Here is a 25,995-nt window from a genome sequence, read left to right as displayed (position 1 = left end):
TTTTTTATGGATGTAGTTAAATGAAAAAAAGGTTACTCCATTATCCTATAAACTGGATATTGCAAATGCGCTTTTTCGTAATAAATAGAATTTTTATGAACCCAATCCAATTGAGCTTCTGGGTTTTCTGCAAAGGATTTATCTTCTAATTTCTTTTGTTCTAATTTCGCTCGTAATTCTGGATTTTTGTTCAAATAGTCATTCGCTAAATCTTCAAAAACATAATCGGAATAACCTTCTTTTTGTTGCAATATCGTGTCAAAAAAGTTCCAATTGAAAAAGCTGTCCATCGCTTCTGGTTCTAAGGTTTCTACTAGAAATTTTACGCCCATTTGGTCGGTTTTAAACAAATAATCACCTTTTCTAAAATTCATTTTTATTTTAGAACTTACAATTTTTGTACTGTTGTGTGGATAATGTCCTTCGTAAGTATTTTTCGCTGTTTTATAATCGGCAATTCTATAACTTTCTACTTCAATTATCGTATCGCTTTTTAATCTTCTGAATTCTAATTTGTTTTCTTTCAAACGATCAATTATAGGCCAAAAACCTTGTGGAATAACATAAGCATTTGGAATTTTCACTGTTTGAACCGATTTATAATCTGCCATGAAAGGAATGTCTTTAGTAAACGGAAGTTTTCGGTCGTAATACAATCGTTTGCCTGAAGTTACATCACTTTTTTTGTATTTTCCTTCGTAACCTAGAAACGGAATTTTAGTAATTTTGGTCGTATCAATTTCCCATTTGATTGTGTAATCACTTTTAGGTTGAAATTGTTTTTGATTTTCTAATCGCTTGGCTTTTATAGTTTTATAATTTTTATCAGCAAAATTAATTGTGGAAACCATAAACTCATAAGTTGCTTTCACACGACTGGCGTAGTTTTTCAACATGTGCGTTTCTACCACAAAACCAATCGTATTGAACAAAGAAGTATAACCTGTAGCATACCTCGGACTTTCAAAAAACTGCTGAAAACCTTCGTCTGGTGTGCCATGCCAAACGTTTACATAAGGTGTGGTTTCTATCTTTTTTTGCTGTAAATCTTTTACAATCGATGGTGTTAATTCGTTTTTCATGTAATCGCCCAAGACGGTTCCTAATTTCTTAGGTTCGGTCATGATGTACGTCAACGTATATTGATAATCTGCGCCATTGCTCACGTGATTATCTATAAAAATATCGGGATTAAATTCTTGGAATATTTTATAAAAACTACGCATGTTTTTTGTATCCGATTTGATGAAATCTCTATTCAAATCAAAATTTCGAGCATTGCCACGAAAACCATATTCTTCTGGACCATCTTGATTGACGCGAGTTGTCGAATTTCTATTCAAACAACCACCAATATTATAAACAGGAATCGCAACCACAATCACATTCTTTGGAACTTTAATTTTTCCTAAAGCCAAATCGCGGTACAATTGCATGGTCGCATCAATTCCGTCAGGTTCGCCGGCGTGAATTCCGTTATTGATTAATAGGATGCTTTTTTCGGAAGAGGCATAATTTATATCAAATACTTTTTCAGGATTGAAAATCACTACTTGCAAACGTTCACCACTATCGGTTTCACCCATATTTAAAACTTGAATGCTTTCAAAATCCAAATCCAATTGCTCATAATAACGAAGTATTTCTTTATAATCAGCACTTTGATTGCCATTTTCTTTTTCAAAATAGGTAGTGTATTTCGAATTATCTTGAGCCAAAATGATCGTTGTAAATAGGAGGAAAGCAACTTTTATAAAACGCATTGTAATTTTTTTTTAGAAGTTCAAATGTAGTTAAAAATTCAATTTCAATGTCAATAGCAATTTCAATATCAAAAATCAATTTTTAGCAACACAGATTTGAGAAATTTAAGAAATTTGAAAAATTTATGTCAAAACCTAAAACCTACATCCTAAAACCTACAACCTAAAACCCTAAATTTAGTTACCTTTGCCAAATGAATAAAAATCCACATTCCAATAATGTTCTTCTCAATTTAGGTATTGAGGAATTAAACGAAATGCAAGTTGTTGCTCAAGAAACTATCTTGAACGACGCCAATGTTTTACTACTTTCACCTACAGGTTCTGGAAAAACGTTAGCTTTTTTATTACCCATTTTTCAAATGTTGGACGATACTTGCAAAGACGTTCAATGTTTAATTTTAGTTCCATCGCGTGAATTGGGTTTGCAGATTGAGCAAGTTTGGAAAAAAATGGGCACCGAATATAAAGTAAATGTATGTTATGGTGGTCATTCTATAGAAACGGAAATTAAGAATTTATCAAATCCACCGGCGATTTTAATTGGAACGCCTGGTCGAATTGCCGATCATTTGGACAGAGGAACTTTTAATACAGATGATATCCAAACGTTGGTTTTGGACGAATTTGATAAGTCGTTGCAATTGGGTTTTCATGAGCAAATGAGTTTTATCATTTCAAGATTGAACAAGTTGAACAAACGCGTTTTGGTTTCGGCGACTTCTGATATTGAAATTCCGAAATACACACGAGTTTTGCAGCCAACGGTTTTGGATTTTATTCCAACGGAAGATTCGAGTAGCAATTTGAGTTTGAAAATGGTCGTTTCTAAAGAAAAAGACAAAATCAATGCGCTTTTCAATTTGCTATGTTCTTTAAAATCGGAAGCGGCGATTATCTTTTGCAATCATCGTGATGGTGCCGAACGCATTAGCGACACCTTGAACGAAAAAGGAATTTACTCGACGTATTATCATGGTGGCATGGATCAAGACGAACGCGAACGTGCTTTAATTCAGTTTAGAAACGGAAGTGTGAGTTATTTAATCACCACCGATTTAGCCGCACGTGGATTAGACATTCCCGAAATGAAACACGTGATTCATTATCATTTGCCTTTAAAAGAAGACGAATTTACCCATAGAAATGGTCGTACAGCTAGAATGTTAGCTTCTGGTACGGCGTATATTATTGCACACGAAAGTGAGAAAAAAATGGAGTATTTAGATTATAAAATGCCTGTTTTAAATGTTGAAAACGCGACAACTTTACCAAAACCACCCGAATTTCAAACGATTTATGTAAGTGGCGGAAAGAAAAACAAATTGAACAAAATTGACATTGTAGGTTTCTTTTCTCAAAAAGGAAAACTAGAAAAAGGCGATTTAGGTTTGATTGAAGTAAAAGATTTCATTTCGTTTGCAGCAGTAAAATCAAATAAAGTAAAACAATTTCTGGCTAACATTCGTGATGAAAAAATGAAAGGGAAGAAGTTTAAAATTGAGGTTGCAAGGAAGGTTGTTAAGAAAGAGGAGTAGGGGTTTAAAAAATTTTAAAAAAAAACGTTCCGCCGCTTGGCGAGGTTGCGAACTTCGTAACCGTTTATTTTCCATTAAAGATAAAATTTCTTGCGGAACGCAAACGTGAATTTACCACTAAATTCGCAATCTTGCCAAGCTGTTACAAGTTGGTTTTTGTTTAATTTCTGTATTAATTTGTTTTTATTTAAATTTAGGTGCAAAAATGAAATGTGATTAATCATTAAATTACATTGTTTTTATTTTTAATTTGTTTAATGCTCCATTTCAATCCAATGACTATATATCTAAATGGAAAAAAAAGTATAAGTATAAATATATTGATATCAATAGCGGTTTGAAGATAAGTCGGGGTATCTTTATTAATATCTTTTTCTAAATTATCAATTTCTTTTATATTCAATCCTTCTTCATAAGGTTCAAAAATTAATTTTTTAAATCCTTCTATAGAATGCTTATATCCTTGCTTTACAAAATTTGAATAAATTTTAATACAAATACTATCAACCTTTAATATTTCTTTAAACTTTTCTTCTTTTTTCCTTAAATCAATCCAAAATTCTTTTTCTTGATTTTGAATATATTCATTATTTAGGCGGTATTCGTTGTAATATAAATTATATAAATCGTCTATAACACTTTCTTTCCTGAAATATTTAACTCTAAAATCGCTAAGTTCTTTTGTGTAAAGCCCGTTGTTTGATACTAGGTTAAACAATACAATTTGATCCTCAGTATTTTTATAATCTTTTTTATAATTTTCATAATTTTTATTATAAAGATTATGTTTTTTTAATTTATACCAAAGTAATTGATGCTGAGGAAGACTATCTAGTATTTTAATTTTATTGTCAATTTCTATTTCGTAACTATTCTGTCGATATTCGCCTATTTTATAAATAGAAAAACACACTATTGAGATCAAAATTATATAGATAAATTCTCTGGCTACGGTTCGCTTTAAATTATTTTTGAATATTGAATTAGTAGCTGTCATTTTATTTTTCAAAGTTTTTGTTTTTAGTATTTGAGTTCATAATTTTTAATATCATATTGATTTTAATTATAAATTAGTTTTAGCAAACTATGATAATTTGATGTATTTCTTTGGCTTACTTGTAACTTGTACATAGTTTCCACAAACTAACATTTACAATTATTTGTAAGCGTTTGTAATTAATTGTAAATATATAAAATTACCATAAACAATAATTACGGTTTTCCTCATTCCACAAAAAAAAGCTAAAAATTAGTTCTAACTTTTAGCTTTTTAAATAGTATTTTGTAATCTGAAATCTGTTTAAATCCTCACAGAATCCGGTACTAAAACCGTATAATCGCCTCCATTTCGCAATACATCGCGCACAATACTTGAGGAAATGTAAGAGGTTTTGGATGCAGTTAATAAGAACACGGTTTCAATTTTAGATAATCTTCTGTTGGTGTGGGCAATGGCTTTTTCAAATTCAAAATCGGCAGGATTTCGCAAGCCACGTAAGATGAATTCTGCTTTTTCTTTTCGGCATAAATCAATCGTCAAACCTTCGTAAGTGATTACTTTTACTTTGGGTTCGTCTTTAAAAGCTTCTTCGATAAAGCGTTTTCGGTCTTCAAGGGAAAACATGTATTTTTTTTCGGCATTGATTCCTATGGCTACAATGACTTCATCAAACAGCGAAATGCCTCTTTTAATAATGTCGTAATGACCATTTGTAATAGGATCAAAGGAACCTGGAAATATTGCTTTTTTCATTAGTTTCTTTCTATTTCGTATATTTTCTTGTCTTTATACATTTTTCTAATTTCTTCTTTAGAATAACCATAAAGCTCTTTGTAGTTTTCAGGTTTGTCAATGTCATTGATTCCTGAAGTTTTGTTGGTTTCCATATCATTTACAAGAACATGAAGACTATCTTTCAAAACACTTTCAACTTTCATTGTAGAATAAAAACCAGGATTTGATTCGAATTTATAAACGTCACCCACTTTTGGAGCTTTTAGATATTCGGCTTCTTTTTTCTCAGTTTCACCAGAACTATAAATTCCAATGGCAACTAAAACTGCAATAATTCCTAATCCTGAAAACATCCAAATTGGTGTTTTTACAGCATCTTTTTCTTTTTCTCTGTCTAATTTTGTTTGAATAGGTTGCGTTAATTCGCTGTATTCAAAGGTTCTTTTGCAATTATTACATTCAGCTACAGTTGTTTTTCCAATTGGAAAAAACGGAATCCAATAAATATGAGCATACTTACCGAAAACGGCGTAATTCATTGAAATATTGGTTTCACAATGTGGACAATCTACATTGATTATTTGTCCGTTTTTGATGTTGCTTGCTTTTGTTCCGTAAAAAATCATGGCTTTTGGTTTTGGTTAGTTTTTTTTATTGGTTTTCGGTTTTCTTTATACTTTATGTTTGAAAATTACTTGTAAAATGCTACTTCGTAATATTATAATTAATCTCTATTGATAGCAAAAATAGAATCTTGAGCGAACAGACTTTCTAGTTTTTTCTTAGAGTAGGCTCCTTTAAAAAGGCCATAATTCCTGTCAATATCAATCTCGCTTATTCCTTCAGTTTTATCCGTTTTCATATTGTTATACGTAACAAAAACACTATCATTTCTTATAGTTAGAACTTTAGCAGTACTATAAAAGCCATCCTCAACTTCCATTTCATAGACATCACCAACTTTAGGATTTTCTATGTATGTTTTTTCTTTTGCTTTTCTGTAGTTGTAATACAAAGCACCAAATCCCATTAAAAGAGCTATTCCTATTATTGTAATAGTAACAATCCAAATAGGTTTTAGTTTTTTACTTTTGTTTTCTTGAGGGTTTGAGTTTTCCATAGTTTTTGGTTAGTTTCTTATTATTGATGAAATTTTGTCTTCTTTGTATAGATTTTCTAGTTCTTTTTTTGAATAAGTTATTTTCTTACTGGTGTAATTTTCAGGTATGTTTATTTCATCAACTTCGTACGGTAATTCTGCCTGATAATCGCTTTCTGTGGCATAAATACTGTCATTTGAAATACTATCAATTCTAAAAGTATAATAAAATCCTTTAGCATCTTTTATAGCATAAACATCATTTAAAGTTGGATTTTGAACGTATTTTTCAGTTTCATTATTACTTTGAAAATAGCAATAAATTCCATAAGCAATAGCCAAAGCTAATAAAAAACTACCAAAATAAGTCCAAATAGGATTTTTTAAATCATTATTTTCAGCACCTAATTTTTCGACTACAGCATCATCCAAATCGTTGATGTCGATTATTTCGTTACAATTATTGCATACAACAACAGCTTCTTTTCCAACAGGAAATAAAGGAATTAGAGTTATGAAAGTATATTTAGAATTAACAAAATAGTCAAAATCTGAAACTTCTCTACATTTAGGACAAATTGTACCTGAAAAATTTCCTCGTTTTATTTCTGTTGATGTTGTTCCTAATAGTAATAGCATAAGCCTACTTTTTCCAAATTAGTTTTCTCTGTAAAGCTAAACTAATTTCGTTATCTAGCAAATCGCTCATAGGCATATTCGAGTAAGCTGCTTGCTGTGGAAAAATACTTTGTGGCGATAAACCCGGATTGGTATTGATTTCGATAAAATGCGGAATGTCATTCATGATGATAAAATCAGTTCTTGAGAAACCTGACATTCCAAGTGCTTCATAGACTTTAATAGCTGTTTCTTCCACATGATTTTTAATTTTCTCAGATAAATTAGCAGGAGTAACTTCTTCTGATTTTCCTAAATATTTGGCTTCATAATCGAAGAAATCATTTTCAGATAAAATTTCGGTAATTCCCATAACTTTGGTTTCACCTTTATATTTCATAACGCCAACCGAAACTTCTCTTCCTTTTAGATACGATTCAATCAAAATATCGTTGTCTTCTGCGAAAGCAAAAGCTAACGCTTTGTCAAAATCTTCTAACGAATTTACTTTGGAAACACCAAGAGAACTTCCAGATTGATTGGGTTTTACAAAGAACGGCAAACCTAATTCTTTCGCCACTTCTTTTCCATCAATAGCATCACCTTTTGATAAGTAAATAGAATTGGCTTTTGGGATATTAAATTTTGATAAAACCGAAAGCGTATCACGTTTGTTAAAAGTTAAACTCGATTGGTAAAAGCCGCAACCAGTGTACGGAATTTCTAGTAATTCCCAATACGCTTGCATGTGTCCGTCTTCGCCTGGAGTTCCGTGAATGGTATTGGATATTACATCAAATTTGATAGTTTGGCTGTCTTTTGTAAATGAAAAATCAGCTTTGTTTATTGGGTATTTGGTTCCGTCAATTAAACAATACCAATCGTTCAAAAGGATGTGAACTTCAAATACTTGGTATTTTGATTTGTCTAAATTGTTTAAGATTAATTGACCACTTCTCAAAGATATTACAGATTCGTCCGAATATCCACCCATAACAACGGCTACGTTCATTTGATTTTATTTTAAATACAATACAAATTTAGCACAATTGTTGAAACTAAAAATTATATCTTTGCGATAAATAAATTTTATTTATGAGTTTACGTAAATATCTTACTAGTCGTGTGTTTTTTGCTCAAGGTCTGGCAGCATTAGCAATAATAGCAGTTTTGGCTTATTTGTTTTTTCATTGGATTACTTTTATTACCAATCATGGTGAGGAAATTACAGTTCCCAATTTGGCAAAATTAAATCCAGAACAAGTAGAAGAAAAATTAGACGAATTAGATTTGGATTACCAAATTATTGATACGGTTGATTATCAACCACAATTTCCTAAACTTACAGTGGTGCAACAAGAACCTACAGCTGGTTCTAAGGTAAAAGGAGGAAGAACCATTTATATAAAATTAAATGCCTCAACTTTTAAAATGGTTGCTGTTCCAGATTTAATAGAAAAGACTTACAGACAAGCTGTTCCAACATTGAAAGCGCTTGGATTACAAGAAGGAACTATTCGATATGTACCTTACATTGGTAAAGATATGGTTCTTGAAATGTGGATTAATGGCGAGAAAATTAAACCAGGAAAGAAAGTATATAAAGCTACCAAAATAGATTTAGTTCTTGGTGATGGAAAAGTAGTTTTTGATGAAACGGAGTTAGATTCAATTACAGAAACTGAAACTCCAATAGATACCATTCCGAATGAACAATAATAGTGACTTACAAGAACCTGAAGAAGAACTTTTTGAGCATTACAGGTTTGACGTTCCTAAAGGTCAAGCATTTCTAAGAATTGATAAGTATTTGATGTTAATGGTTCCGAATGCGACCAGAAACAAGATTCAAAATGCGGCTTCCAATGGCGATATTTATGTAAATGATGTTCCAGTAAAATCTAATTATAAAGTAAAACCACTTGATGTAATTAGAATTTTATTAGCGCATCCGCCATTTGAAAATAGGGTAGATCCTGAAGATATTCCTTTAGATATAGTTTATGAAGATGACGCTTTATTAGTGATTAATAAACCGCCAAATTTTGTAGTACATCCAGGTCACGGAAATTACACAGGAACTTTGGTAAATGCATTGGCTTTTCATTTCGAAAATTTACCTTTAAACAGTTCAGAACGCCCAGGATTGGTGCATCGAATAGACAAAGATACTTCTGGACTTTTGGTTGTTGCCAAAACTGAAGCTGCTATGACGCATTTGGCAAAACAATTTGAAGATAAAACTTCAGAAAGAGAATACGTTGCCTTGGTTTGGGGAAATGTGAAAGAGGAGGAAGGAACAGTAACAGGAAATATAGCACGTCACGTTAGAGATAGAATGCAAATGGCTGTCTTTGCTGATCCAGAAATAGGAAAGCATGCGGTTACTCATTATAAAGTTTTAGAGCGATTTGGTTATGTTACTTTAGTTTCATGCAAATTAGAAACTGGTCGTACACATCAGATTCGTGTACACATGAAGCATATTGGTCATACTTTATTTAATGATGAGCGTTATGGTGGAAATCTTATTTTGAAAGGAACCACTTTTACTAAATACAAACAGTTTATAGACAATTGTTTTAAAACATTACCAAGACAAGCACTTCATGCTAAAACACTTGGTTTCATTCATCCAAAGACTGGTGAAATGATGCGATTTGATACAGAAATACCCAAGGATATGGCTTATTGCATTGAAAAATGGAGAAACTATTCCAAATCAAATGCCTCTGAGGAAGAAGAATAAAAAAAAGACCTTTAGTTAATTTCTAAAGGTCTTTTTTTATGGGGTTGAAACTTATTAGTTGATAATAACTTTCTTAGTAACAGATTGATTTCCTGAAGTTAATTTAAGGAAATAAAATCCTTGAGGTAAATTTTCCATGGTGAAAGTATTGCTTTCAAATATTGGATTTTTCACTTCATTTATAATTTGACCATTAATATTTATAAGCTCGATAGTTTCAATTGAAACAGCACTTGTAATAGTAATTTTTTGTTCATTTGATGGATTTGGATAAACATTTATGTTTGATAATAATTCAAATGAATCTATTGAAAGCGCATTTACAGTTGCACATTGAGCACTCCAAATTGAACATACATATTCAGGATGATCGATGTAAGGATTTCTATTACCTTGATAATTGTAGATAGCATTATTTTGAGCTATTTCTTTAGGAGAAACTGGGTCTTGTAAATGCCATTTTATTAATAACAGAATAAAATTATCGCTAAATACTTTATTAATCGAACCATCAAACATGTTTTTAGCTTGACAAGTACTTGCATTGGCTGCACTATAGAAGTCGTCCATAAAGTCTTCATAACGTGTAGCAAAATAGAAGTAAGCTCTGGCTATGTCACCTTTAAATTCGTTAATTGGTTCAAAAACAGTTCCTGAGTAGTTTGAAAAACCATTTACGGTATTGTTACCTCTTTTAGAACCATTTGAAGATAAATAGGTTGCAGAGGCTACCACACCAAAAGGTAAGTTATTTCTATCTCCATTTACTTTTCCATCTGATGGGACAACGTGAAATGGGTCATTTTTCATAGGATCTATTTGAAAACCATCAAAGTATGATTGTGGCACAAGATGTTCTCTATTGTAACAATCGCCTTCTGCACCATAAGAACCACATTGTTGTGATGTGTTATTATATTCATATGAGTCTAAACCAGTTGGATTTTCTGAATACATGTCTAAAAGACTTGCATTATTTTCGTAGTAGTTGTCTCTAAAAGCAGATTGGGTATACAATCCCCAAATAGAACCATAACCTTGGTCTACATGACCTGTTGTAATTCTCGTCTTTAATTGCGTTTTTAGAGAGTAACCTGTTCCAGTTGCAGAATTGTAATATCCTGTTGGAATTTGGGCATAAACGATTGCGTTTATTAATAATATTAGGTAAAAGTATTTTTTCATTTTCAATTTTATTGTTTTCTTTCCAATAATGCCATATAAAACCCGTCAAATCCTGATTCTGAGGCAAGTATCTTAGAATCTTTTACAAAGGTAAAGCTTTTTCCTATTTCTGTGCTTAAGAATTTCTTAATTTGTTCTTGATTTTCAGAAGGTAAAATTGAACAGGTTGCATAAACCAATTTTCCACCTGGTTTAACAATTTTAGAATAGTTCTCTAAAACTTCGGCTTGTACTTTTCTGATGTTATCAATGAATTCAGGTTGTAATTTCCATTTAGCATCAGGGTTTCTTTTTAAAACTCCTAAACCACTACAAGGAGCGTCAATAAGAACTCTATCAGCTTTTTCGTGAAGTTTTTTGATGACTTTTGTAGTATCAATAATTCTATATTCAATATTAAAAGCTCCGTTTCTTTTAGCTCTTAATTTTAATTGTTTTAATTTACTTTCGTATAAGTCCATTGCAATCAATTGACCTTTGTTTTCCATTAAGGAAGCCATATGCAATGTTTTTCCACCTGCACCTGCACAAGTATCCACAACTCTCATTCCGGGTTGAACGTCAAGAAAACGAGCTACCAATTGTGATGAAGCATCTTGAACTTCAAACATTCCTTCTTTGAAAGCATCGGTTAGAAAAACATTTGCTCTTTCTGTAAGTACTAAAGCATCTGGTTGGTCTTTTAAGAATTCGGTTTCTATATTCAAATCCATCAAAAGTGCACGAAGTTTTTCTTTTGTAGTTTTTAAAGTATTTACTCTAAGAATAACTTTTGCTTGTTGGTTTTGAGCTGCAATTTCTTTAGTCCAAAGTTCTTCTCCAAGTTCTTGTATACCAATTTCATCCATCCAATCTGGAATAGATTCACGCATTTTTCGGATTTTTGATAATTCATCAAATTTTCCTTTTATTTTTCGTTCAGGAGTTCCTTCTAATTGTCTCCAATCTGGAATTGGATAACCACGTAAAACAGCCCAAACTGCGAACATTCTCCATAAATCTTCACGATTGTAAGGTTCTTTAACATCAGCAATTTCTGAATATAATCTCTTCCAACGAACTACTTCGTAAATGGTTTCGGCAACAAATTTTCTGTCGGAACTTCCCCAACGTTTGTCCTTTTTTAATGAACGTGCTACAACTTTATCGGCATATTCTCCTTCATTGAAAATAGCATTCAATGCGTCAATGGTTGTGTAAACTAAATTTCTATGTAATCTCATTATTTTTTAATCAGTCTGCAAAGGTATTGCTTTTTAATAGAAAGAAAAAAGTATTCTTTAAAACGTTATGTGTTAAAGAATACTTATTTTGTATATTGTTTTTAATGTTTAATTTTCTCTACATTCAATTCTTCTCATTTCTATTTTTTCAGGAGCATGAAGAACCAATGGAAATTGTTCTACCTTTACAGAACTACTATCCAATCCGAAACCTTTTTCTTCAGATAAACTGAATTTTTTAAGGAAGAAATAAGCACTCATAATAGTATTTTCAAAGATGGTTAAATCACTATCATTAGATAAGAATTTTTCTGAAAGTACAAATTTGAAATCACCAATAATATTGTTTTTGTTCAATGATTCATAACGACTTGTTATATCAACTTCGCCACGCTGAACCATATCTTTTAATACTTGTTTGAACATTAAATTGATTTTTGTAGCTTCTCTAAAGCCCAAGTAAAAATCAATTCTGTAAATATCATCTTTTACAAGTTCAATTACTTTATATTCTTTTTTATAGGGTTCGCTTAAAATATTTACGTGTACAAACCAATATATATCAGCTCTTTTAGGTCTTTTTTGTAATATAGAATACATTACTTTTTCTTCAATTTCGTCGCTACGCATTGAGTTGGTCATGTAAACTAAATGGGTTGCATATTTAGGAATTGATAAGTCAACACTTAATTCTGCCAATACTTTTTTGTAAGTATCAATTTTTACAATTTTTGTGTAAGTTTTACTAATTTGTTTTGCTAAATACCAAGTAGACATTATCGAAATAAGTATCACTGCAATGATAAGAGTAACAAAACCACCATGCAAAAATTTAGTAACATTGGCATAAAGGAAAGAGAATTCAATGACTAAGTAAAGTGTTATTAATGGAACTATATAATACATTTTTACTCTTTTCATTATCAGATAAAAATTCAGCAAAATTGTAGTCATAATCATGGTTAGAACAATAGCTAAACCATAGGCATGTTCCATATTACTTGACTCTTTGAAATATAAAACAATTCCGATACAACCAACCAATAATAACCAATTGATAGATGGAATATACAATTGTCCTTTTTCTTCTGTAGGATATTTGATTTTAGCTTTTGGCCAAAAATTCAATCGCATGGCTTCATTTATTAATGTAAATGAACCACTGATTAAGGCTTGTGAAGCAATAACTGCAGCTAATGTTGCTATTACTACACCAATAGGTTGGAACCAAGTTTCCATAATTAAATAGAATGGATTTCCGTTTTTTCCACCAAGCTCTTGAAGTGTTTTTCCTTCATGAGAAATTAAATAAGCACCTTGACCAAAATAGTTTAAAAGCAACATTATTTTTACAAAAATCCAACTCACTCGGATGTTTTTTCTTCCGCAATGTCCCATATCTGAATATAATGCTTCTGCTCCTGTGGTACATAGAAATACTGCACCAAGAACAAAGAAACCCTCAGGATGAGCAGATAATAAATGATAAGCGTAGTATGGGTTAATTGCTTTTAATACATGGAAATTTCCAAATATTTGAATGGTACCTAAAATTCCTAACATGGCAAACCAAACTAACATCATAGGAGCAAAGAACTTTCCTACAAGCTTAGTACCATATTGTTGGATGATAAATAGGATTATCAAAATTACTATTACAATTGGAATCGTGTTTAATTCTGGTTTGAATATTTTTAAACCTTCAACAGCAGAAGATACAGAGATAGGAGGTGTAATGATTCCATCTGCCAAAAGTGTACTTCCTCCGATGATTGCAGGAACAATTAGCCATTTTATTTTAGTCTTCTTAACCAAGGCAAAAAGCGCAAAAATTCCACCTTCACCATGATTATCAGCACTTAGTGTGATGATTACATATTTTAATGTTGTTTGTAATGTTAGTGTCCAAAAGATACATGAAATTCCACCTAAAACGATGTCACTTGTGATGGCATATTGTCCTAGAATAGCTTTCATTACATAAAGAGGAGATGTTCCAATATCACCAAAAATAATTCCCAATGTTACTAATAAACCAGCAGTAGAAAGTTTGCTATGAATATTTGAATGACCGTGTGAGCCCATAATTTATTTTAAATAAAGTTTGCAAAGTTACTCATTTTAATAAATGTTAATAAAAAAAGCACCGAATATTTTCGATGCTTTATAGTTTATATTTAATATAAGTTATCTTCTTCCAGAATTTCCGCCTCTTCCTCCAGAATCTCCACCTCTTGATGAATTACCTGAGCTTCTTTCGTTTGAGCTTGAACTTGAACTTCTTGATGGCTCATAAGAACTACCTCTTGATGTTGATGCGCTTCTTACAGGTTCGCTAGTATTTCTAACACCACCATAGTTTGAATTTTCTCTAACTGGTGCAGATGTTCTAATAGTTTCAGAAGAGTTAGTTCTTACTGTGTTATTGTTACCTCTTACGCCACCATAGTTTGAGTTTTCTCTAACAGGTGCAGATGTTCTAATAGTTTCAGAAGAGTTAGTTCTTACTGTATTTTCGCTACTTCTCACACCACCATAGTTTGAATTTTCTCTAACTGGAGCCGAAGTTCTAATAGTTTCAGAATTGTTAGTTCTTATTGTGTTATTGTTACCTCTTACGCCACCATAGTTTGAGTTTTCTCTAACAGGTGCAGATGTCCTAATAGTTTCAGAAGAGTTAGTTCTTACAGTATTGTTACTACTTCTAACGCCACCAAGGTTTGAATTCTCTCTTGTATTTCCATTGTTTCTTGTGTTGTTGAATGCAACATCTCTTACAGTTCTAGTTCGGTCTAATTCATATCTATTAGTATATCCAGAGTTTCTGTGACTAAAGGCACGATTCGGATATTGTCTTTCACAAAAATTAGCTCTTCTTCCATAATAGTTGTTATAAGCAACGTGACATCTTCTATAATTTACATAATTGTAATGGTGACTAAAGTTTATCCATAAACCAATGTTGTGACGGTATCTAAATACTGGATATGGACTCCAATAAGTGTAATAACTTGGATAATAGCCCCAATACCAACTTGAGCAATAAGGACGATAGCTTGATATCCAAAAGTGATTGTATATTACTGGCACATGAACGTAAACTGGCTCATAAATGTAATTACTTCCATACATGTAAACATCACCAACTACTTGAACTTGAACACGATTATCTGAATCCTTTTCAACTTCTACAGTACAAACATCTTGAAATTGATCACGACCCAAAACAGATTGCACTACAATTAAATGAGTTCTTCCTTCAACAGATTCAATCACACGTAAATAATCAACTTGATTATCGTTATTTAAATCCAAATTTGAGATTTGTGTTTTAGGATCATTTAATCGGTTTTCAAAATCTTCTAAATCTCTTGAATCTCCAAATATAGAAGCAATGGCTCTAAGGTCTAGATTATCACTAATTTCAGAACTTGTTGCATTTACAGTAGTTCTGTCTTGTGCAAATGAAGTTGCAAAAAGCAAAGTCAAAAATGACGAAAGTAATATTTTTGTTTTCATAATATAAAGTATTAATGGTTCATAATAGTATTTCAATCCAATAATCCAATTTCTGTGCCAAGAATATTTATTCACAAATCATTAACACAAAATTAAGTTGTATTTTAGCGGAGTAAATATGCTTTTATTATGAAAAAAACACCTATTTTATTACTCTTTTTTGTTATATTAATTTCTTGCAAACCAACTCAAGTTTCCGATAAAACATTTTTTAAAAGTGTGAAAATTGATACTATTTTGAAAGATAAAATCAGTATTCGACCTATCATAGTTTCTTCTGATAAAGTTTGGTATGCAGCCGACAAAAATAGAGTAGGATATGTTAGTTTGATAGATGCCAATAAAATGGAACGCAAAATCAATAAAGATTCGCTCAAGTTAGAATTTAGAAGTATTGCTCAAACTTCGGATGCAATTTTTGTTTTAAATGTTGGAAATCCAGCTTTGTTATATAAATTTTCTAAAGATTTGAATAAGAAAACTTTAGTTTATGAAGAAAAACATGAAAAAGTATTTTATGATAGTATGCAGTTTTGGAATGATAAAGAAGGAATTGCTATCGGTGATCCAATTGAAAATTGTTTTTGTGTAATTATAACTCGTGACGGAGGAAATTCTTGGAGTAAAGTTACTTGCGATAATTTACCTAAAATGGAGGAAGGAGAAGCCGCTTTTGCTGCAAGCAATACCAATATTATAATAAAAGGAAACAATACTTGGTTGGTCTCTGGTGGAAAAAAGACAAGAGTTTTTTATTCTCCTGATAAAGGAATAACTTGGAAAGTCTATGAAACTCCAATTGTTCAAGGTGAAGCGATGACCGGAATTTTCACTGCCGATTTCTATAACGACAAAATCGGATTCATCGCAGGTGGAAATTATGAAAAACCAAATCAAAATTTTCAAAATAAAGCACTAACAATTGATGGCGGAAAAACATGGAAGTTAGTCGGAGATAATACTGGATTTGGTTATGCATCTTGTGTTCAGTTTGTTCCCAATAGTAATGGTAAAGAATTGGTAGCTGTTGGTGCAAATGGTTTATTTTATTCTCACGATAGTGGAAATTCTTGGACTCAATTTAGCAAAGATGCTACATTTTATACCATAAGATTCATAAATGAAACCACAGCAATTGCTGCTGGAAAAGATAAAATAGTCAAGATAGTATTCAGTGTTCGGTAATCAGTTTGCAGCATAAAAAAAGGCGATTTTTACATAAATCGCCTTTTTTTATTCAATATTTTAATTTTGAACACTATCTTCTAACTTTCTTGTCACGATATTGTTGAAGTAATTTTTTGCTAAACTCTTCTTCTGCTTTTTTCAATTTTAAAATCTTTGTTGCAGGTAGTACACTTTTCAAATTAGTTATGAATTTCTTTTTTAATTGGTGCAATTCTTCTTCAGTGCTTTCCATTTGATTCAATAGAGTAGTAGCATCTTTTTCAGATAATTTATCAACTGAATTATCTGCTCTGTCCATGTAAACTTTTAGTTTTTGCTTTCTGATTTCGTGTTGTTTGTCCTCAAAAGCATTGTAAAGAGGCCAAAATTTAGCCGATTCCTCTGGAGTTAAATCCAATTCATTAGTTATAAAAGCTACTTTTAAGGATTTTACCTGTTCCTTTTTCTCTTTTAGTCGACTACCTGGTTGAGCAAAAGTTGCTGTAGAAATTAGTAGGATTAACAAGGTAATTAATTTATATTTTTTCATTTTAGTTTTGTTTTAGTTTGTAATGTAATCTTCAATTTGTGAATTGTTAAGAAGTACTTCTTCCAAAGCTTCATTTTCAATTTTATTGTCTATTTTAATGTTTTCTATATCTTCTGTATCCAATAAATTAACAATATCATCATCAGATATAGTTGAATGTTGCGTTAAATAGGTTTCAATTTCATTAGAAGCCATTTCATCGCTATTATTTTGTAATTGATTCGCTATTGGAATACTTAATGCCAAAACAATTATTGCTGCTGCAGCGTAAAATATTCTACTGTATTTTGCATAAAACGAAATTACTTTTGGTTCTTCAGAAGGTAACTGATGTAGCACTTTCTCTGAAAAAGTTTCAAAGTAATCCTCTGGAATCTTGAATCCGGAAGTTATTTTTTCGTTTGTATCTAATTTAAAATTATTCATATCTATAAGACAAGTATTGTTTAAAAAGGTTTAATTAGAGTTCATATATTCTTCAATTTTTTTCACGGCATGATGGTAAGAAGCTTTTAACGCTCCAACCGAAGTACCTAAAATTTCCGACATGTTTTCATATTTAATTTCTTCAAAGTACTTCATTTTGAAAACTAGTTGTTGTTTTTCTGGCAAAAGTAGAATAGCTTTCTGAAGTTTTATTTGAATATCGTTACCATCAAAATAAGAATCGGATTGCAAATTTTCTACAATTTTAGTTTGCATAGCTTCACTAGTAGTTCCGTTGCGTTTGGCTTTGTTATTAATAAAAGTTATGGCTTCATTAGTTGCAATTCTATACATCCACGAAAAAAGTTTACTATCGCCTTTAAAGTTTTTTAGATGCTGAAATACTTTGACAAAGGTGTTTTGTAATACATCATCAGTATCATCGTGATTGAGAACAATATTTCTGATGTGATTGTATAATGGTTTCTGATAATCGCGCAAGAGTTTTTGAAACGCGACATTTTGCGTTTTAGGATTTAACAATTCTTGTATGAAATCTTTTTCTTCTTGCAATTCAGAAAATTTATCTTTTGTTCTGCTAATATACCAATTAGAATAAAGATAATTGAAAAGGTTTAATCAGAAACTTTTAAAATCTTGTTTTAAGAATTTATGGAGTAGTAGTTTCGGTAGGTGTAACAACTGGAGCAACAACAGTTGAATCGGCTGGTTTTCTATAAACAGGTCTAGGAGCAGCTTTTGGATATACAGGAACATAAACTTCAGTTACCCATTTGGATGGACTTTTAATGTCATCCATATTTTTAGAATAAACCTCAATAATTTGTTGCGATGTATTTCTAACTAAGTTGTTTTTAGCGATATGTTGATAAGCTTTGTTCCAAGTTTGCTGTGTGTGGGAATAGTCACCAACAAGCGTCGTTTTTAATGCTGTATAAGGTTTAAGTTCACCAGATTCCATATCACTTCCTTCAGAAATATGAATAGAATCTCTTATGGGCATACAAACAGAAAAGCCAACTAAATCGTTTGTTCTATCATATTTGTGATAAATAATGAAAGGTTTGCCATTCATTACTAAACTATTTTTTTCAAAGAAACGTCTCATTCTTGGCAACATAATTTTTATGTTACGAGTTACGTCTTTTTCTTTACAAACTTTAAACTGTTTTAAATAAAAGCCTCCTTGTCGATTGACAATTCCGTTAACTTTTATATTAAAGGTGTTGATTTCGTAATCAAGAGTCTTGTTTAAATTTTCTAAACTTTTTTCGTTAGTATCTCCAACAACACTGTTAATTCCGCCTTGAAAAAAGGCCAATACTTTTGATTTAAAATCTAAAGTACCTTTAGTTCTCCAAGTTACTTTTGTTCCACCAATCGTATCTTTAAATTTCCAAAAAAATTCTGAATTTTCTCCATTTGAAACCATTTTTTGATAAATACTTTCGTTGTCTTTTACAAAAAAAGTTTTCAGGTTTCCATTGCCATCATCGCTTGTCCAAGAACACGAAGCTCCTTTTCCAGAAGTAAGTTCAGGGTAAGTAAATTTTATGGATTCATCTTCTAGAATCCAGGAACCAAAGGTTTCCCAATTTCTATAATCGTTGATGTAATTAAAAACAGTTGCTTTAGGATTCTTGATTACTTTACTTCTAGTTACATCATAATTTGCTCGCTGAGTTGAAACAAAAACAGTTAGTCCTACGAGTATTAGGAATAATAATAAAAAGATGTATTTAAGTATTCTCATTAGAGGTTAAGAATTCGCGACGTAAATGTAAGAAATTAATTTTATTATTAAACTATTCTAAATGTAGAAGTTATTTTACAATTGAATTCGTAATTAATATTTCTTTTAGACGCTAATTTTTAATGCTTTAAGAAAATTTTGATTAAAAAAAGAAGCAAGATAAATCCAAAGAAACCCAATAGTATTTTGTAATTTCCTTTATAAAATTTGTTGTGTAATGCTTTATCTTTTCCGTAAGCGTATATCATGGCAATTACAAAAGCCACAACAAAAAAACCTGCAAATACCCATTGACCAGTTGTAAACATATTCTCTAATTTTTCAACAAATTTAGGCAATTGAAATCATAATTTGTATTTTGGCTTCATAAATTAATTACAAATAAAATGCAAGACAAACTTAATGCAGTAAAAGAGTTTCATACTGCTTTCAAAATAGGATATAGTGAAAATATGAAAGCTAGTTTGGGTGAAAGTAAAAACCTACTTCGCTTTAATTTAATGAAAGAAGAAAATGAAGAGTACCTAGAAGCAGCTCAAAACGATGATATTGTAGAAATTGCTGATGCTCTTGGTGATATGCTTTACATTTTATGTGGAACCATTATAGAACACGGATTACAACACAAAATAGAAGAAGTATTTGAAGAAATCCAAAGAAGTAATATGAGTAAACTAGGTGAGGACGGAAAGCCAATTTACAGAGAAGACGGAAAAGTAATGAAAGGACCTAATTATTTCAAACCAAATTTTGAGGATATTTTGAAGTAGTCTCAGTTTTCAGTCTCAGTTTTCAGTTTCATTTTCTGTTTTTCATCTTGTTTATCCATACAGTTTGTCATTCCGTAGGAATCTCATTAGAATGTAAAGAAAGTCTCAGTTTTCAGTCTCAGTTTTCAGTTTACAAACTGCGACTGAAAACTACTAAAGCATCCTCTGAACAAAAACACTGTGCAACCAGCGGTCAAATTTGAATCCAGAATCTTTTATGGTTCCAGCAATTTCAAATCCGAATTTTTTATGAAAATCTATGCTGCTTTGGTTTTCTGAATCAATTACACCAATCATTGTATGGAGTTTTTGAGCTTTTGCTAAATCAATTAAGTTTTCTAAAATCAATTTACCAATGCCTTTTCCAATATGATTGGGATGCGCATAAACCGAATGTTCTACTGTAAATTTATAAGCTTCACGAAATCGGAATTCACTGTAATAACCAAATCCAACTACAATTTCATTTTCGGTAGCCACAATTATTGGAAATCCTTTTTTTAGTTTGTCATCAAAAATTGTAATCTGATTTTTTAAAGTTCTTGGCTCGTAATCATATAAAGCAGTAGAATTTAGAATATTATAATTTATAATTTCTAAAATAGCTTGCGTATCTTCAATTTGGTAAGGTCTAATTTTGATTTCCATGATTCAAAAATAGTATTTTTATGTTATTTGAAAAATTATAAGGTCGCTATTATTAACTTAATTTTCTTAATGGTTTAATTTAAACTCAAAAAATAACTTTGTACTTTTGTACGAATCAATTTAAAGTATAGGCAAAGCAATGCTTTGTCTCTAGCCAATATAAAATGACGTATCCAAAAATACCTTTAGCACAATCTATCATCGAAATACTTCGTGCTAAAGGAATCACAACCATAATAATTTCTCCAGGTTCAAGAAACGCTCCATTAACCATCGGATTTGCTAGTCATCCAGATTTTACTTGTTATAGCATTGCAGACGAACGTTCGGCAGCTTTTTTTGCTGTAGGAATGGCGCAACAAATTAAGAAACCAGTTGCTGTGGTTTGTACTTCTGGTTCGGCTTTGTTAAATTATTATCCAGCTTTTGCAGAAGCGTTTTATAGTCAAATTCCATTTGTTGTAATTTCTGCTGATAGACCGCAAAGCAAGATTGATATTGGCGACGGACAAACTATTCGTCAAGAAAACGTATTTGCCAATCATTCGTTATTCAATGCTAATCTTACCGAAAATGCCTCTGATGAAAATGATTTTTTAATCAATGAAGCCATCAATACGGCTTTCGCCAAAAAAGGTCCAGTGCATATCAACGCACCATTTGAAGAACCTTTATACGAAACGGTTTCTGAATTGACAGTTGAACCTAAAGTGATTTCGGCAACTACAAAAGAATTTATTTACGACGAACCTATTTCAGAATATGCCAACATTTGGAACACTTCCAAAAAGAAATTAGTTCTTGTTGGAGTAAACGAACCCAATGCAGTTGAACAAAAGTTTCTCGATAAATTAGCCAACGATCCTTCGGTTGTGGTGATGATTGAAACAACTTCCAATTTGCATCATCCAAAGTTTATTAATACCATTGATTCGATAATTACGCCATTCACACATGAAGATTTTCTAGATTTTCAACCTGAAATTTTAGTGACTTTTGGCGGAATGATTGTCTCTAAACGCATCAAAGCTTTTCTAAGAAAATACAAACCAAATCATCATTGGCATATTGACGATTTAAGAGCTTACGATACTTTTGATTGTTTGACCAAACATTTTGAAGTGCAACCCAATTTGTTTTTTCAATCCTTCTTTATGTTAACAGAAACTGTTGAAAGCAATTACAATCAATATGCTCAAGATATCAAAGCATTACGTCAAAAACGAAGTTTAGAATATTTAGCCAAAATCCCATTTACCGATTTTAAAGTATTTGAAAAAGTGATTCCGGCTTTGCCAAAGAATTCGCAGTTGCAAATTAGTAACAGTTCGCCAATTCGTTATGCACAATTATTTGATATTGAAAAAAGTATTGAAGTTTTCAGCAATAGAGGAACAAGCGGCATCGACGGAAGTACATCAACCGCAATAGGTGCAGCTGTTGCAAGCAAAAAGCCAAACGTATTCATTGCAGGCGATATCGGATTTTTATACGACAGCAACGCACTTTGGAACAATTACATTCCGAAAAATTTCAAAATTATTTTGATTAATAACGGAGGAGGAGGCATTTTCAGAATTCTTCCCGGTCATGATGAAACGCCAGTTTTTAATACGTTTTTCGAAACTTCTCATTGCTTAACAGCGGAACACTTATGCAAAATGTACGGATTGAACTATCTTACAGCCAGTACCGAAACCACTATAGAGGAAAGTTTAAAAGCAATGTTTTCAAATGATGAAAAACCGACTTTGTTAGAAGTTTTTACACCAACTTTGGAAAATGATAAGGTTTTGTTGCAGTATTTTAGGGAGTTGGTTTAAAATAATTAATTTGGTGTTTGCCAAAATAAACTTGGATTATTTGTTTTATAATAAATAAAAGTAGTCCCAGTATTTTTGTTTTTTCCTTCTTTTTTTATTGGTTCTTGAGTGTCGTAATCTAATGGAAGTAAATCAACGAAAGTTATTGATTTTCCATCAAACCAAGTTTCAGAATTATATTCGCTAACTAATGGACATTCAAATCTGTAAGTGTTTTTTGCCATGTAATTATATAAATAATTTTCTTTTTTTATAGATTCTTTATGATTCCAATTAGCATCTGGATTTACAATAAGTGGACCATTGTTAATTAATCGTTCTCTAACTTCTTCAATGCTCAATAATTCACCTTTCTCATTCATAACATAAGCATCATTAGTTGGGTCTATCCAAAGCCATTTTTTTAAATCATTAGAATACACCATATTAATGACATGACATTCGGTATCTTCATGATCTTTAGGTAAACAAGTTACAAATCGAGATTTTATACCTAACGATAAATAACATTCGTTTAAAACGGTTGCCAATCCTCTACAATTTAAACCTCGTTTATCTTTTTTGCAAACAGCAATCATGTTCATTGCATTCTTCACTTCAGGGTTTGCATGTTGCCCATCGTGAGGAATTAAGTTATGAATCCAATGTAAAAGATTGATAATTTTAGATACTTCATTACCTTTTCCTGCAATTGAATCCAACTTAAATCCGTTTCTAAGCGCAACTAAATTGGGATTTTCTTTATCTTGATATGTAAATTTAGGTATTTCTCTATTCTCAGTTAGATTATATTTTGAAGCTTCTTTTAATGTCTCTAAATAAGTTGGCTTGTATTTAATTTGTGTAAAAGCTTTTGTTTTACCGTTTAGTAAAATGATGAAATCAAACTTCGTGGTTTTAGAAATTTCAATTGAAATAGAGTCAAGATCAGTATAAAAGGTCACCTTCTTACCCAAGGATGAAGTTACATAAACATCAGGATTTGCCTCCGGAGTTATCTTCCATGTACCTTTTTTAAAACTCTCACCATCTCTAATATCAACCGAAGTTGAATTGGCTTTTATTGTTGTTGTTTTCTCTTGAGCAGTTAATAATTGTCCTATAAATAGAAGAATTATTAGATAATTTAGTTTTAATTTCATATAAATATTATTGATGATTTTGATAACGTAGAATTTAATATTTAAGTATTTATTTTTTTAAATTCCATGTTCCTTCCAATATCGTTTACCATAATCACAGAAAATCTCTTCTCCAGATTTTATTTTTTTAATTGCAATCAGACACACATTATTATTATCGTCTAAGGTAATTTTTGCATTGTTTTTATAATCTGATTTTGAAAAACCACTAGCGTCATTGGCATATTTAGCAAAGCAATCCGTGTTTTTGCAATCTAAAATACTTCCGTTGTGTAGATTCATAAAGTATTGATTAGTGTTATTTTTTGCTCTCGAATCAGCTTCAATATTAGATAAGATTTCTCCTTTAAAAATCGAAATAATTTCGTCTTTATAAATGTCAATAGCTGTAAATAAACCATTCCCTGAACTAGGAAGTTGCGAGGTTTGGATATACAAATAATCCGATTCTTCGGCTTGAATTTTATTTTGGTCGTTTTTTGACATTTTGAATATATAGTACTCAAATATAATCAATTTCACTACAAACTATCAAATCATAATTTATAATTCATAATTCATAATTGCTATTTTGTACCTTTGCACAAATTATACGCATATTATGAAATCGCCATTAACAACAAGTTGCGCAAGCAAACACCAATAAATAAAAAAGCGATTCCATGTATGACCGCTAAAAAATTATATTTTACATATATGAAAATTGGACAGTTCAATACACTAACGATAGATAGAGATACTCAAGTTGGTTTATTTCTTACAAATGGAAAAGAGGATGTTTTATTACCTAATAAATACGTTCCAAAAGTATTTGAGATTGGTGAAGAAATGACAGTCTTCGTTTATCTTGATCATGAAGAACGTCCAGTAGCTACTACTTTAGTACCTTATATTTTCTTAAATGAATTTGCACTTTTGCGTGTAAATTACATCAACCAAATTGGTGCATTTATGGATTGGGGAATGGAGAAAGATATTCTGGTTCCGTTTAAAGAGCAAGCACGTCCTATGGAAAAAGGAAAACGCTATTTAGTGTATCTTTATATGGACGAAAAAACCAATAGGTTAGTGGCTTCTAGTAAAACCAATCAGTTTTTAGACAACGAAAACATAACAGTTGAAAAAGGAGAAGAAGTAGATTTAATTATTTCACACATTACCGAAATCGGAATTAACGTTATTATCAACCAAAAACACAAAGGTTTGGTGTATAAAGACGAGGTTTATGATGATGCCATTCGTACAGGTGACAAAATGAAAGGCTATATAAAATTGGTTCGTCCTGACGGAAAAATTGATGTTTCATTACACAAACAAGGTTTTGAAAACATCGAACCCAATTCAGAAATTATCATGAACGAATTGAGAGCCAGTAGAGGTTTCTTACGATTGAATGACAATTCTAATCCAGAAGATATTAAGACGGTTTTGAAAATGAGTAAGAAAACCTTCAAGAAAGCAATCGGACTTTTGTACAAAGAGAAATTGATTGAAATTAAAGACGATGGGATTTATTTAGTTGGTTAAAATAGTTTCATTCAAAATCCATTTTTCAACTAGTTTTTCATTTTCGGTAATAGCAACGATGTAGTATTTTTTACTTACAAAAGCTTTCGATTCTGTTATACTTTCTTTTTTTACGCCTTCATGATTGATGTAATTGGAATGAATGAAAAATACTTCATTGTTTTCTTTCAGTAAATACCCAACGTGAAAATCTAAACCCACAAAATATAGTCCGTCTTTTTTAGTAGCGATAAAATGTTTTTTAAGTTCACTCGGACTTTTTTCTAAAACTTCAATTACTCCATTTATTTGAAGTAGTTCAGCTTCTTTTTTTGGATCTTTTTGTGCCAATTTATAGCGGTTTAATTTAAATCCAGCGTGACTTAAAGTTGTTGAAACAAAATAACCACAAGCAATTTCACCTTGTTTTGGAATTGCAGTATAACCATCAAAGGACCATTTTGTGCCATACCAAAACGGAATTATTGTGGATGTTAAATTTTTAGTTATTACTTGTTTAGTAGATTGTAATAATGCTTTCTTTTCTTGTGCAGAAGCCTTCAAATAGTTAGCTTTTATTGCTTTTTGTTGTGTTTCAATTTTGTTTTTAGCAATGGAATAATCACTTTTTGCCTTTTGATTTATAGTGGAGAATAGAAAAAACGTAAGTAGTATTAGTATCTTAATTTTCATGAGTTTTATTTAAGATTTAAAACGTTGTTAATTATTATTTAGTATAAGAAATAATTTAATATATTTG

General features: G+C 31.1%; 27 protein-coding genes. 7 read left to right on the top strand and 20 right to left on the bottom strand.

The window, feature by feature from the left end:
• Positions 1-32: 32 nt before the first annotated feature.
• Positions 33-1,763, bottom strand: a complete 1,731-nt coding sequence (locus ABD771_RS04610; protein WP_345091270.1) for a M14 family metallopeptidase — start codon at positions 1,761-1,763, stop codon at positions 33-35.
• 194 nt (positions 1,764-1,957) lie between these two features.
• Here ABD771_RS04610 and ABD771_RS04605 point away from each other — a divergent pair, with 194 nt between their 5' ends.
• Positions 1,958-3,301: a DEAD/DEAH box helicase gene (locus tag ABD771_RS04605; RefSeq protein ID WP_345091267.1), complete on the top strand. Its 1,344-nt coding sequence runs from the start codon at positions 1,958-1,960 to the stop codon at positions 3,299-3,301.
• A 223-nt stretch (positions 3,302-3,524) separates the two neighbouring features.
• On the opposite strand, the gene ABD771_RS04600 is transcribed toward ABD771_RS04605, so the two are convergent.
• The 6 genes from ABD771_RS04600 to ABD771_RS04575 form a co-directional block, all read right to left on the bottom strand.
• Entirely contained in the window at positions 3,525-4,310 is a 786-nt protein-coding gene (locus ABD771_RS04600; protein WP_345091264.1) for a hypothetical protein, read from the bottom strand.
• Positions 4,311-4,601: 291 nt separating this feature from the next.
• Complete coding sequence (coaD, locus tag ABD771_RS04595; protein ID WP_298141470.1) at positions 4,602-5,054, bottom strand: pantetheine-phosphate adenylyltransferase; 453 nt, start codon at positions 5,052-5,054, stop codon at positions 4,602-4,604.
• On the bottom strand, positions 5,054-5,662 hold the full coding sequence (locus tag ABD771_RS04590) for a zinc ribbon domain-containing protein (protein WP_345091255.1): 609 nt from the start codon (positions 5,660-5,662) through the stop codon (positions 5,054-5,056). Before ABD771_RS04590 ends, coaD begins: the two co-directional genes overlap by 1 nt.
• 98 nt (positions 5,663-5,760) lie before the next feature.
• Complete coding sequence (locus ABD771_RS04585; RefSeq protein WP_345091252.1) at positions 5,761-6,156, bottom strand: hypothetical protein; 396 nt, start codon at positions 6,154-6,156, stop codon at positions 5,761-5,763.
• Positions 6,157-6,165: 9 nt separating this feature from the next.
• Positions 6,166-6,774 (bottom strand): zinc-ribbon domain-containing protein, encoded by a 609-nt coding sequence (locus tag ABD771_RS04580; RefSeq protein ID WP_345091250.1) that lies wholly within the window; start codon positions 6,772-6,774, stop codon positions 6,166-6,168.
• 4 nt (positions 6,775-6,778) lie between these two features.
• Complete coding sequence (locus tag ABD771_RS04575) at positions 6,779-7,765, bottom strand: D-alanine--D-alanine ligase (RefSeq protein WP_345091247.1); 987 nt, start codon at positions 7,763-7,765, stop codon at positions 6,779-6,781.
• Between the two features lie 83 nt (positions 7,766-7,848).
• Between ABD771_RS04575 and ABD771_RS04570 the strand changes: the two genes are divergently transcribed.
• Positions 7,849-8,472 (top strand): PASTA domain-containing protein, encoded by a 624-nt coding sequence (locus tag ABD771_RS04570; RefSeq protein WP_345091244.1) that lies wholly within the window; start codon positions 7,849-7,851, stop codon positions 8,470-8,472.
• The gene (locus ABD771_RS04565) at positions 8,462-9,502 is read left to right on the top strand and encodes an RluA family pseudouridine synthase (RefSeq protein ID WP_345091241.1); all 1,041 of its coding nucleotides are present in this window, start codon (positions 8,462-8,464) and stop codon (positions 9,500-9,502) included. Before ABD771_RS04570 ends, ABD771_RS04565 begins: the two co-directional genes overlap by 11 nt.
• A 54-nt stretch (positions 9,503-9,556) precedes the next feature.
• On the opposite strand, the gene ABD771_RS04560 is transcribed toward ABD771_RS04565, so the two are convergent.
• The 4 genes from ABD771_RS04560 to ABD771_RS04545 all read right to left on the bottom strand — a co-directional run bounded on the left by ABD771_RS04560 (position 9,557) and on the right by ABD771_RS04545 (position 15,429).
• Entirely contained in the window at positions 9,557-10,687 is a 1,131-nt protein-coding gene (locus ABD771_RS04560) for an endonuclease (RefSeq protein ID WP_345091238.1), read from the bottom strand.
• An 8-nt stretch (positions 10,688-10,695) separates the two neighbouring features.
• On the bottom strand, positions 10,696-11,910 hold the full coding sequence (locus ABD771_RS04555; protein WP_345091235.1) for an RsmB/NOP family class I SAM-dependent RNA methyltransferase: 1,215 nt from the start codon (positions 11,908-11,910) through the stop codon (positions 10,696-10,698).
• Positions 11,911-12,018: 108 nt separating this feature from the next.
• Complete coding sequence (locus ABD771_RS04550; RefSeq protein WP_345091232.1) at positions 12,019-13,995, bottom strand: KUP/HAK/KT family potassium transporter; 1,977 nt, start codon at positions 13,993-13,995, stop codon at positions 12,019-12,021.
• Between the two features lie 102 nt (positions 13,996-14,097).
• Positions 14,098-15,429 (bottom strand): hypothetical protein, encoded by a 1,332-nt coding sequence (locus ABD771_RS04545; RefSeq protein WP_345091230.1) that lies wholly within the window; start codon positions 15,427-15,429, stop codon positions 14,098-14,100.
• 129 nt (positions 15,430-15,558) lie between these two features.
• Between ABD771_RS04545 and ABD771_RS04540 the strand changes: the two genes are divergently transcribed.
• Positions 15,559-16,614, top strand: coding sequence for a sialidase family protein (locus ABD771_RS04540; RefSeq protein ID WP_345091227.1), 1,056 nt, complete (start codon positions 15,559-15,561; stop codon positions 16,612-16,614).
• A 73-nt stretch (positions 16,615-16,687) separates the two neighbouring features.
• Here the strand turns inward: ABD771_RS04540 and ABD771_RS04535 are convergent, their stop codons facing one another.
• From ABD771_RS04535 to ABD771_RS04515, 5 genes are all read right to left on the bottom strand, one after another.
• The gene (locus tag ABD771_RS04535) at positions 16,688-17,146 is read right to left on the bottom strand and encodes a sensor of ECF-type sigma factor (RefSeq protein ID WP_345091224.1); all 459 of its coding nucleotides are present in this window, start codon (positions 17,144-17,146) and stop codon (positions 16,688-16,690) included.
• Between the two features lie 12 nt (positions 17,147-17,158).
• Positions 17,159-17,572 carry a hypothetical protein gene (locus ABD771_RS04530; RefSeq protein WP_345091221.1) on the bottom strand — a complete coding sequence of 138 codons (414 nt, stop codon included), beginning with the start codon at positions 17,570-17,572 and terminating at the stop codon, positions 17,159-17,161.
• A gap of 30 nt (positions 17,573-17,602) precedes the next feature.
• Positions 17,603-18,145, bottom strand: a complete 543-nt coding sequence (locus ABD771_RS04525) for an RNA polymerase sigma factor (protein ID WP_298308502.1) — start codon at positions 18,143-18,145, stop codon at positions 17,603-17,605.
• A gap of 97 nt (positions 18,146-18,242) precedes the next feature.
• Positions 18,243-19,346 (bottom strand): SRPBCC family protein, encoded by a 1,104-nt coding sequence (locus ABD771_RS04520; RefSeq protein WP_345091218.1) that lies wholly within the window; start codon positions 19,344-19,346, stop codon positions 18,243-18,245.
• A gap of 119 nt (positions 19,347-19,465) precedes the next feature.
• Positions 19,466-19,684, bottom strand: a complete 219-nt coding sequence (locus tag ABD771_RS04515) for a hypothetical protein (protein ID WP_425556445.1) — start codon at positions 19,682-19,684, stop codon at positions 19,466-19,468.
• A 48-nt stretch (positions 19,685-19,732) separates the two neighbouring features.
• On the opposite strand from ABD771_RS04515, the gene ABD771_RS04510 reads away from it, so the two are divergent.
• Positions 19,733-20,116: a pyrophosphohydrolase domain-containing protein gene (locus ABD771_RS04510; RefSeq protein ID WP_298308507.1), complete on the top strand. Its 384-nt coding sequence runs from the start codon at positions 19,733-19,735 to the stop codon at positions 20,114-20,116.
• A gap of 153 nt (positions 20,117-20,269) precedes the next feature.
• On the opposite strand, the gene ABD771_RS04505 is transcribed toward ABD771_RS04510, so the two are convergent.
• The gene (locus ABD771_RS04505) at positions 20,270-20,764 is read right to left on the bottom strand and encodes a GNAT family N-acetyltransferase (RefSeq protein WP_345091212.1); all 495 of its coding nucleotides are present in this window, start codon (positions 20,762-20,764) and stop codon (positions 20,270-20,272) included.
• 164 nt (positions 20,765-20,928) lie between these two features.
• Here ABD771_RS04505 and menD point away from each other — a divergent pair, with 164 nt between their 5' ends.
• Positions 20,929-22,587 (top strand): 2-succinyl-5-enolpyruvyl-6-hydroxy-3-cyclohexene-1-carboxylic-acid synthase, encoded by a 1,659-nt coding sequence (menD, locus tag ABD771_RS04500; protein WP_345091210.1) that lies wholly within the window; start codon positions 20,929-20,931, stop codon positions 22,585-22,587.
• Positions 22,588-22,592: 5 nt separating this feature from the next.
• On the opposite strand, the gene ABD771_RS04495 is transcribed toward menD, so the two are convergent.
• Positions 22,593-23,729, bottom strand: coding sequence for a transglutaminase-like domain-containing protein (locus ABD771_RS04495; protein ID WP_345091207.1), 1,137 nt, complete (start codon positions 23,727-23,729; stop codon positions 22,593-22,595).
• Positions 23,730-23,786: 57 nt separating this feature from the next.
• Positions 23,787-24,215 carry an SET domain-containing protein-lysine N-methyltransferase gene (locus ABD771_RS04490; protein WP_345091204.1) on the bottom strand — a complete coding sequence of 143 codons (429 nt, stop codon included), beginning with the start codon at positions 24,213-24,215 and terminating at the stop codon, positions 23,787-23,789.
• A 180-nt stretch (positions 24,216-24,395) separates the two neighbouring features.
• Here ABD771_RS04490 and ABD771_RS04485 point away from each other — a divergent pair, with 180 nt between their 5' ends.
• Positions 24,396-25,256: a CvfB family protein gene (locus ABD771_RS04485; protein WP_345091201.1), complete on the top strand. Its 861-nt coding sequence runs from the start codon at positions 24,396-24,398 to the stop codon at positions 25,254-25,256.
• On the opposite strand, the gene ABD771_RS04480 is transcribed toward ABD771_RS04485, so the two are convergent.
• A complete protein-coding gene (locus ABD771_RS04480) occupies positions 25,245-25,928 on the bottom strand; it encodes a hypothetical protein (RefSeq protein WP_345091198.1) in 684 nt (227 codons plus the stop codon). The genes ABD771_RS04485 and ABD771_RS04480 overlap by 12 nt on opposite strands.
• Between the last annotated feature and the right edge of the window lie 67 nt (positions 25,929-25,995).

It is taken from the genome of Flavobacterium chungnamense (assembly GCF_039539165.1).
Lineage (GTDB): Bacteria > Bacteroidota > Bacteroidia > Flavobacteriales > Flavobacteriaceae > Flavobacterium > Flavobacterium chungnamense.
The sequence above is the reverse complement of the archived record's forward strand: the minus strand, read 5'-3'. Positions and strand labels throughout refer to the sequence as shown.

Bases quoted from the DNA above. Each gene is read 5' to 3' on its own strand.
- ABD771_RS04610 (WP_345091270.1), bottom strand. From the start codon at position 1,763: ATGCGTTTTATAAAAGTTGCTTTCCTCCTATTTACAACGATCATTTTG.
- ABD771_RS04605 (WP_345091267.1), top strand. From the start codon at position 1,958: ATGAATAAAAATCCACATTCCAATAATGTTCTTCTCAATTTAGGTATT.
- coaD (WP_298141470.1), bottom strand. From the start codon at position 5,054: ATGAAAAAAGCAATATTTCCAGGTTCCTTTGATCCTATTACAAATGGT.
- ABD771_RS04590 (WP_345091255.1), bottom strand. From the start codon at position 5,662: ATGATTTTTTACGGAACAAAAGCAAGCAACATCAAAAACGGACAAATA.
- ABD771_RS04585 (WP_345091252.1), bottom strand. From the start codon at position 6,156: ATGGAAAACTCAAACCCTCAAGAAAACAAAAGTAAAAAACTAAAACCT.
- ABD771_RS04580 (WP_345091250.1), bottom strand. From the start codon at position 6,774: ATGCTATTACTATTAGGAACAACATCAACAGAAATAAAACGAGGAAAT.
- ABD771_RS04575 (WP_345091247.1), bottom strand. From the start codon at position 7,765: ATGAACGTAGCCGTTGTTATGGGTGGATATTCGGACGAATCTGTAATA.
- ABD771_RS04570 (WP_345091244.1), top strand. From the start codon at position 7,849: ATGAGTTTACGTAAATATCTTACTAGTCGTGTGTTTTTTGCTCAAGGT.
- ABD771_RS04565 (WP_345091241.1), top strand. From the start codon at position 8,462: ATGAACAATAATAGTGACTTACAAGAACCTGAAGAAGAACTTTTTGAG.
- ABD771_RS04560 (WP_345091238.1), bottom strand. From the start codon at position 10,687: ATGAAAAAATACTTTTACCTAATATTATTAATAAACGCAATCGTTTAT.
- ABD771_RS04555 (WP_345091235.1), bottom strand. From the start codon at position 11,910: ATGAGATTACATAGAAATTTAGTTTACACAACCATTGACGCATTGAAT.
- ABD771_RS04550 (WP_345091232.1), bottom strand. From the start codon at position 13,995: ATGGGCTCACACGGTCATTCAAATATTCATAGCAAACTTTCTACTGCT.
- ABD771_RS04545 (WP_345091230.1), bottom strand. From the start codon at position 15,429: ATGAAAACAAAAATATTACTTTCGTCATTTTTGACTTTGCTTTTTGCA.
- ABD771_RS04540 (WP_345091227.1), top strand. From the start codon at position 15,559: ATGAAAAAAACACCTATTTTATTACTCTTTTTTGTTATATTAATTTCT.
- ABD771_RS04535 (WP_345091224.1), bottom strand. From the start codon at position 17,146: ATGAAAAAATATAAATTAATTACCTTGTTAATCCTACTAATTTCTACA.
- ABD771_RS04530 (WP_345091221.1), bottom strand. From the start codon at position 17,572: ATGAATAATTTTAAATTAGATACAAACGAAAAAATAACTTCCGGATTC.
- ABD771_RS04520 (WP_345091218.1), bottom strand. From the start codon at position 19,346: ATGAGAATACTTAAATACATCTTTTTATTATTATTCCTAATACTCGTA.
- ABD771_RS04510 (WP_298308507.1), top strand. From the start codon at position 19,733: ATGCAAGACAAACTTAATGCAGTAAAAGAGTTTCATACTGCTTTCAAA.
- ABD771_RS04505 (WP_345091212.1), bottom strand. From the start codon at position 20,764: ATGGAAATCAAAATTAGACCTTACCAAATTGAAGATACGCAAGCTATT.
- menD (WP_345091210.1), top strand. From the start codon at position 20,929: ATGACGTATCCAAAAATACCTTTAGCACAATCTATCATCGAAATACTT.
- ABD771_RS04495 (WP_345091207.1), bottom strand. From the start codon at position 23,729: ATGAAATTAAAACTAAATTATCTAATAATTCTTCTATTTATAGGACAA.
- ABD771_RS04490 (WP_345091204.1), bottom strand. From the start codon at position 24,215: ATGTCAAAAAACGACCAAAATAAAATTCAAGCCGAAGAATCGGATTAT.
- ABD771_RS04485 (WP_345091201.1), top strand. From the start codon at position 24,396: ATGACCGCTAAAAAATTATATTTTACATATATGAAAATTGGACAGTTC.
- ABD771_RS04480 (WP_345091198.1), bottom strand. From the start codon at position 25,928: ATGAAAATTAAGATACTAATACTACTTACGTTTTTTCTATTCTCCACT.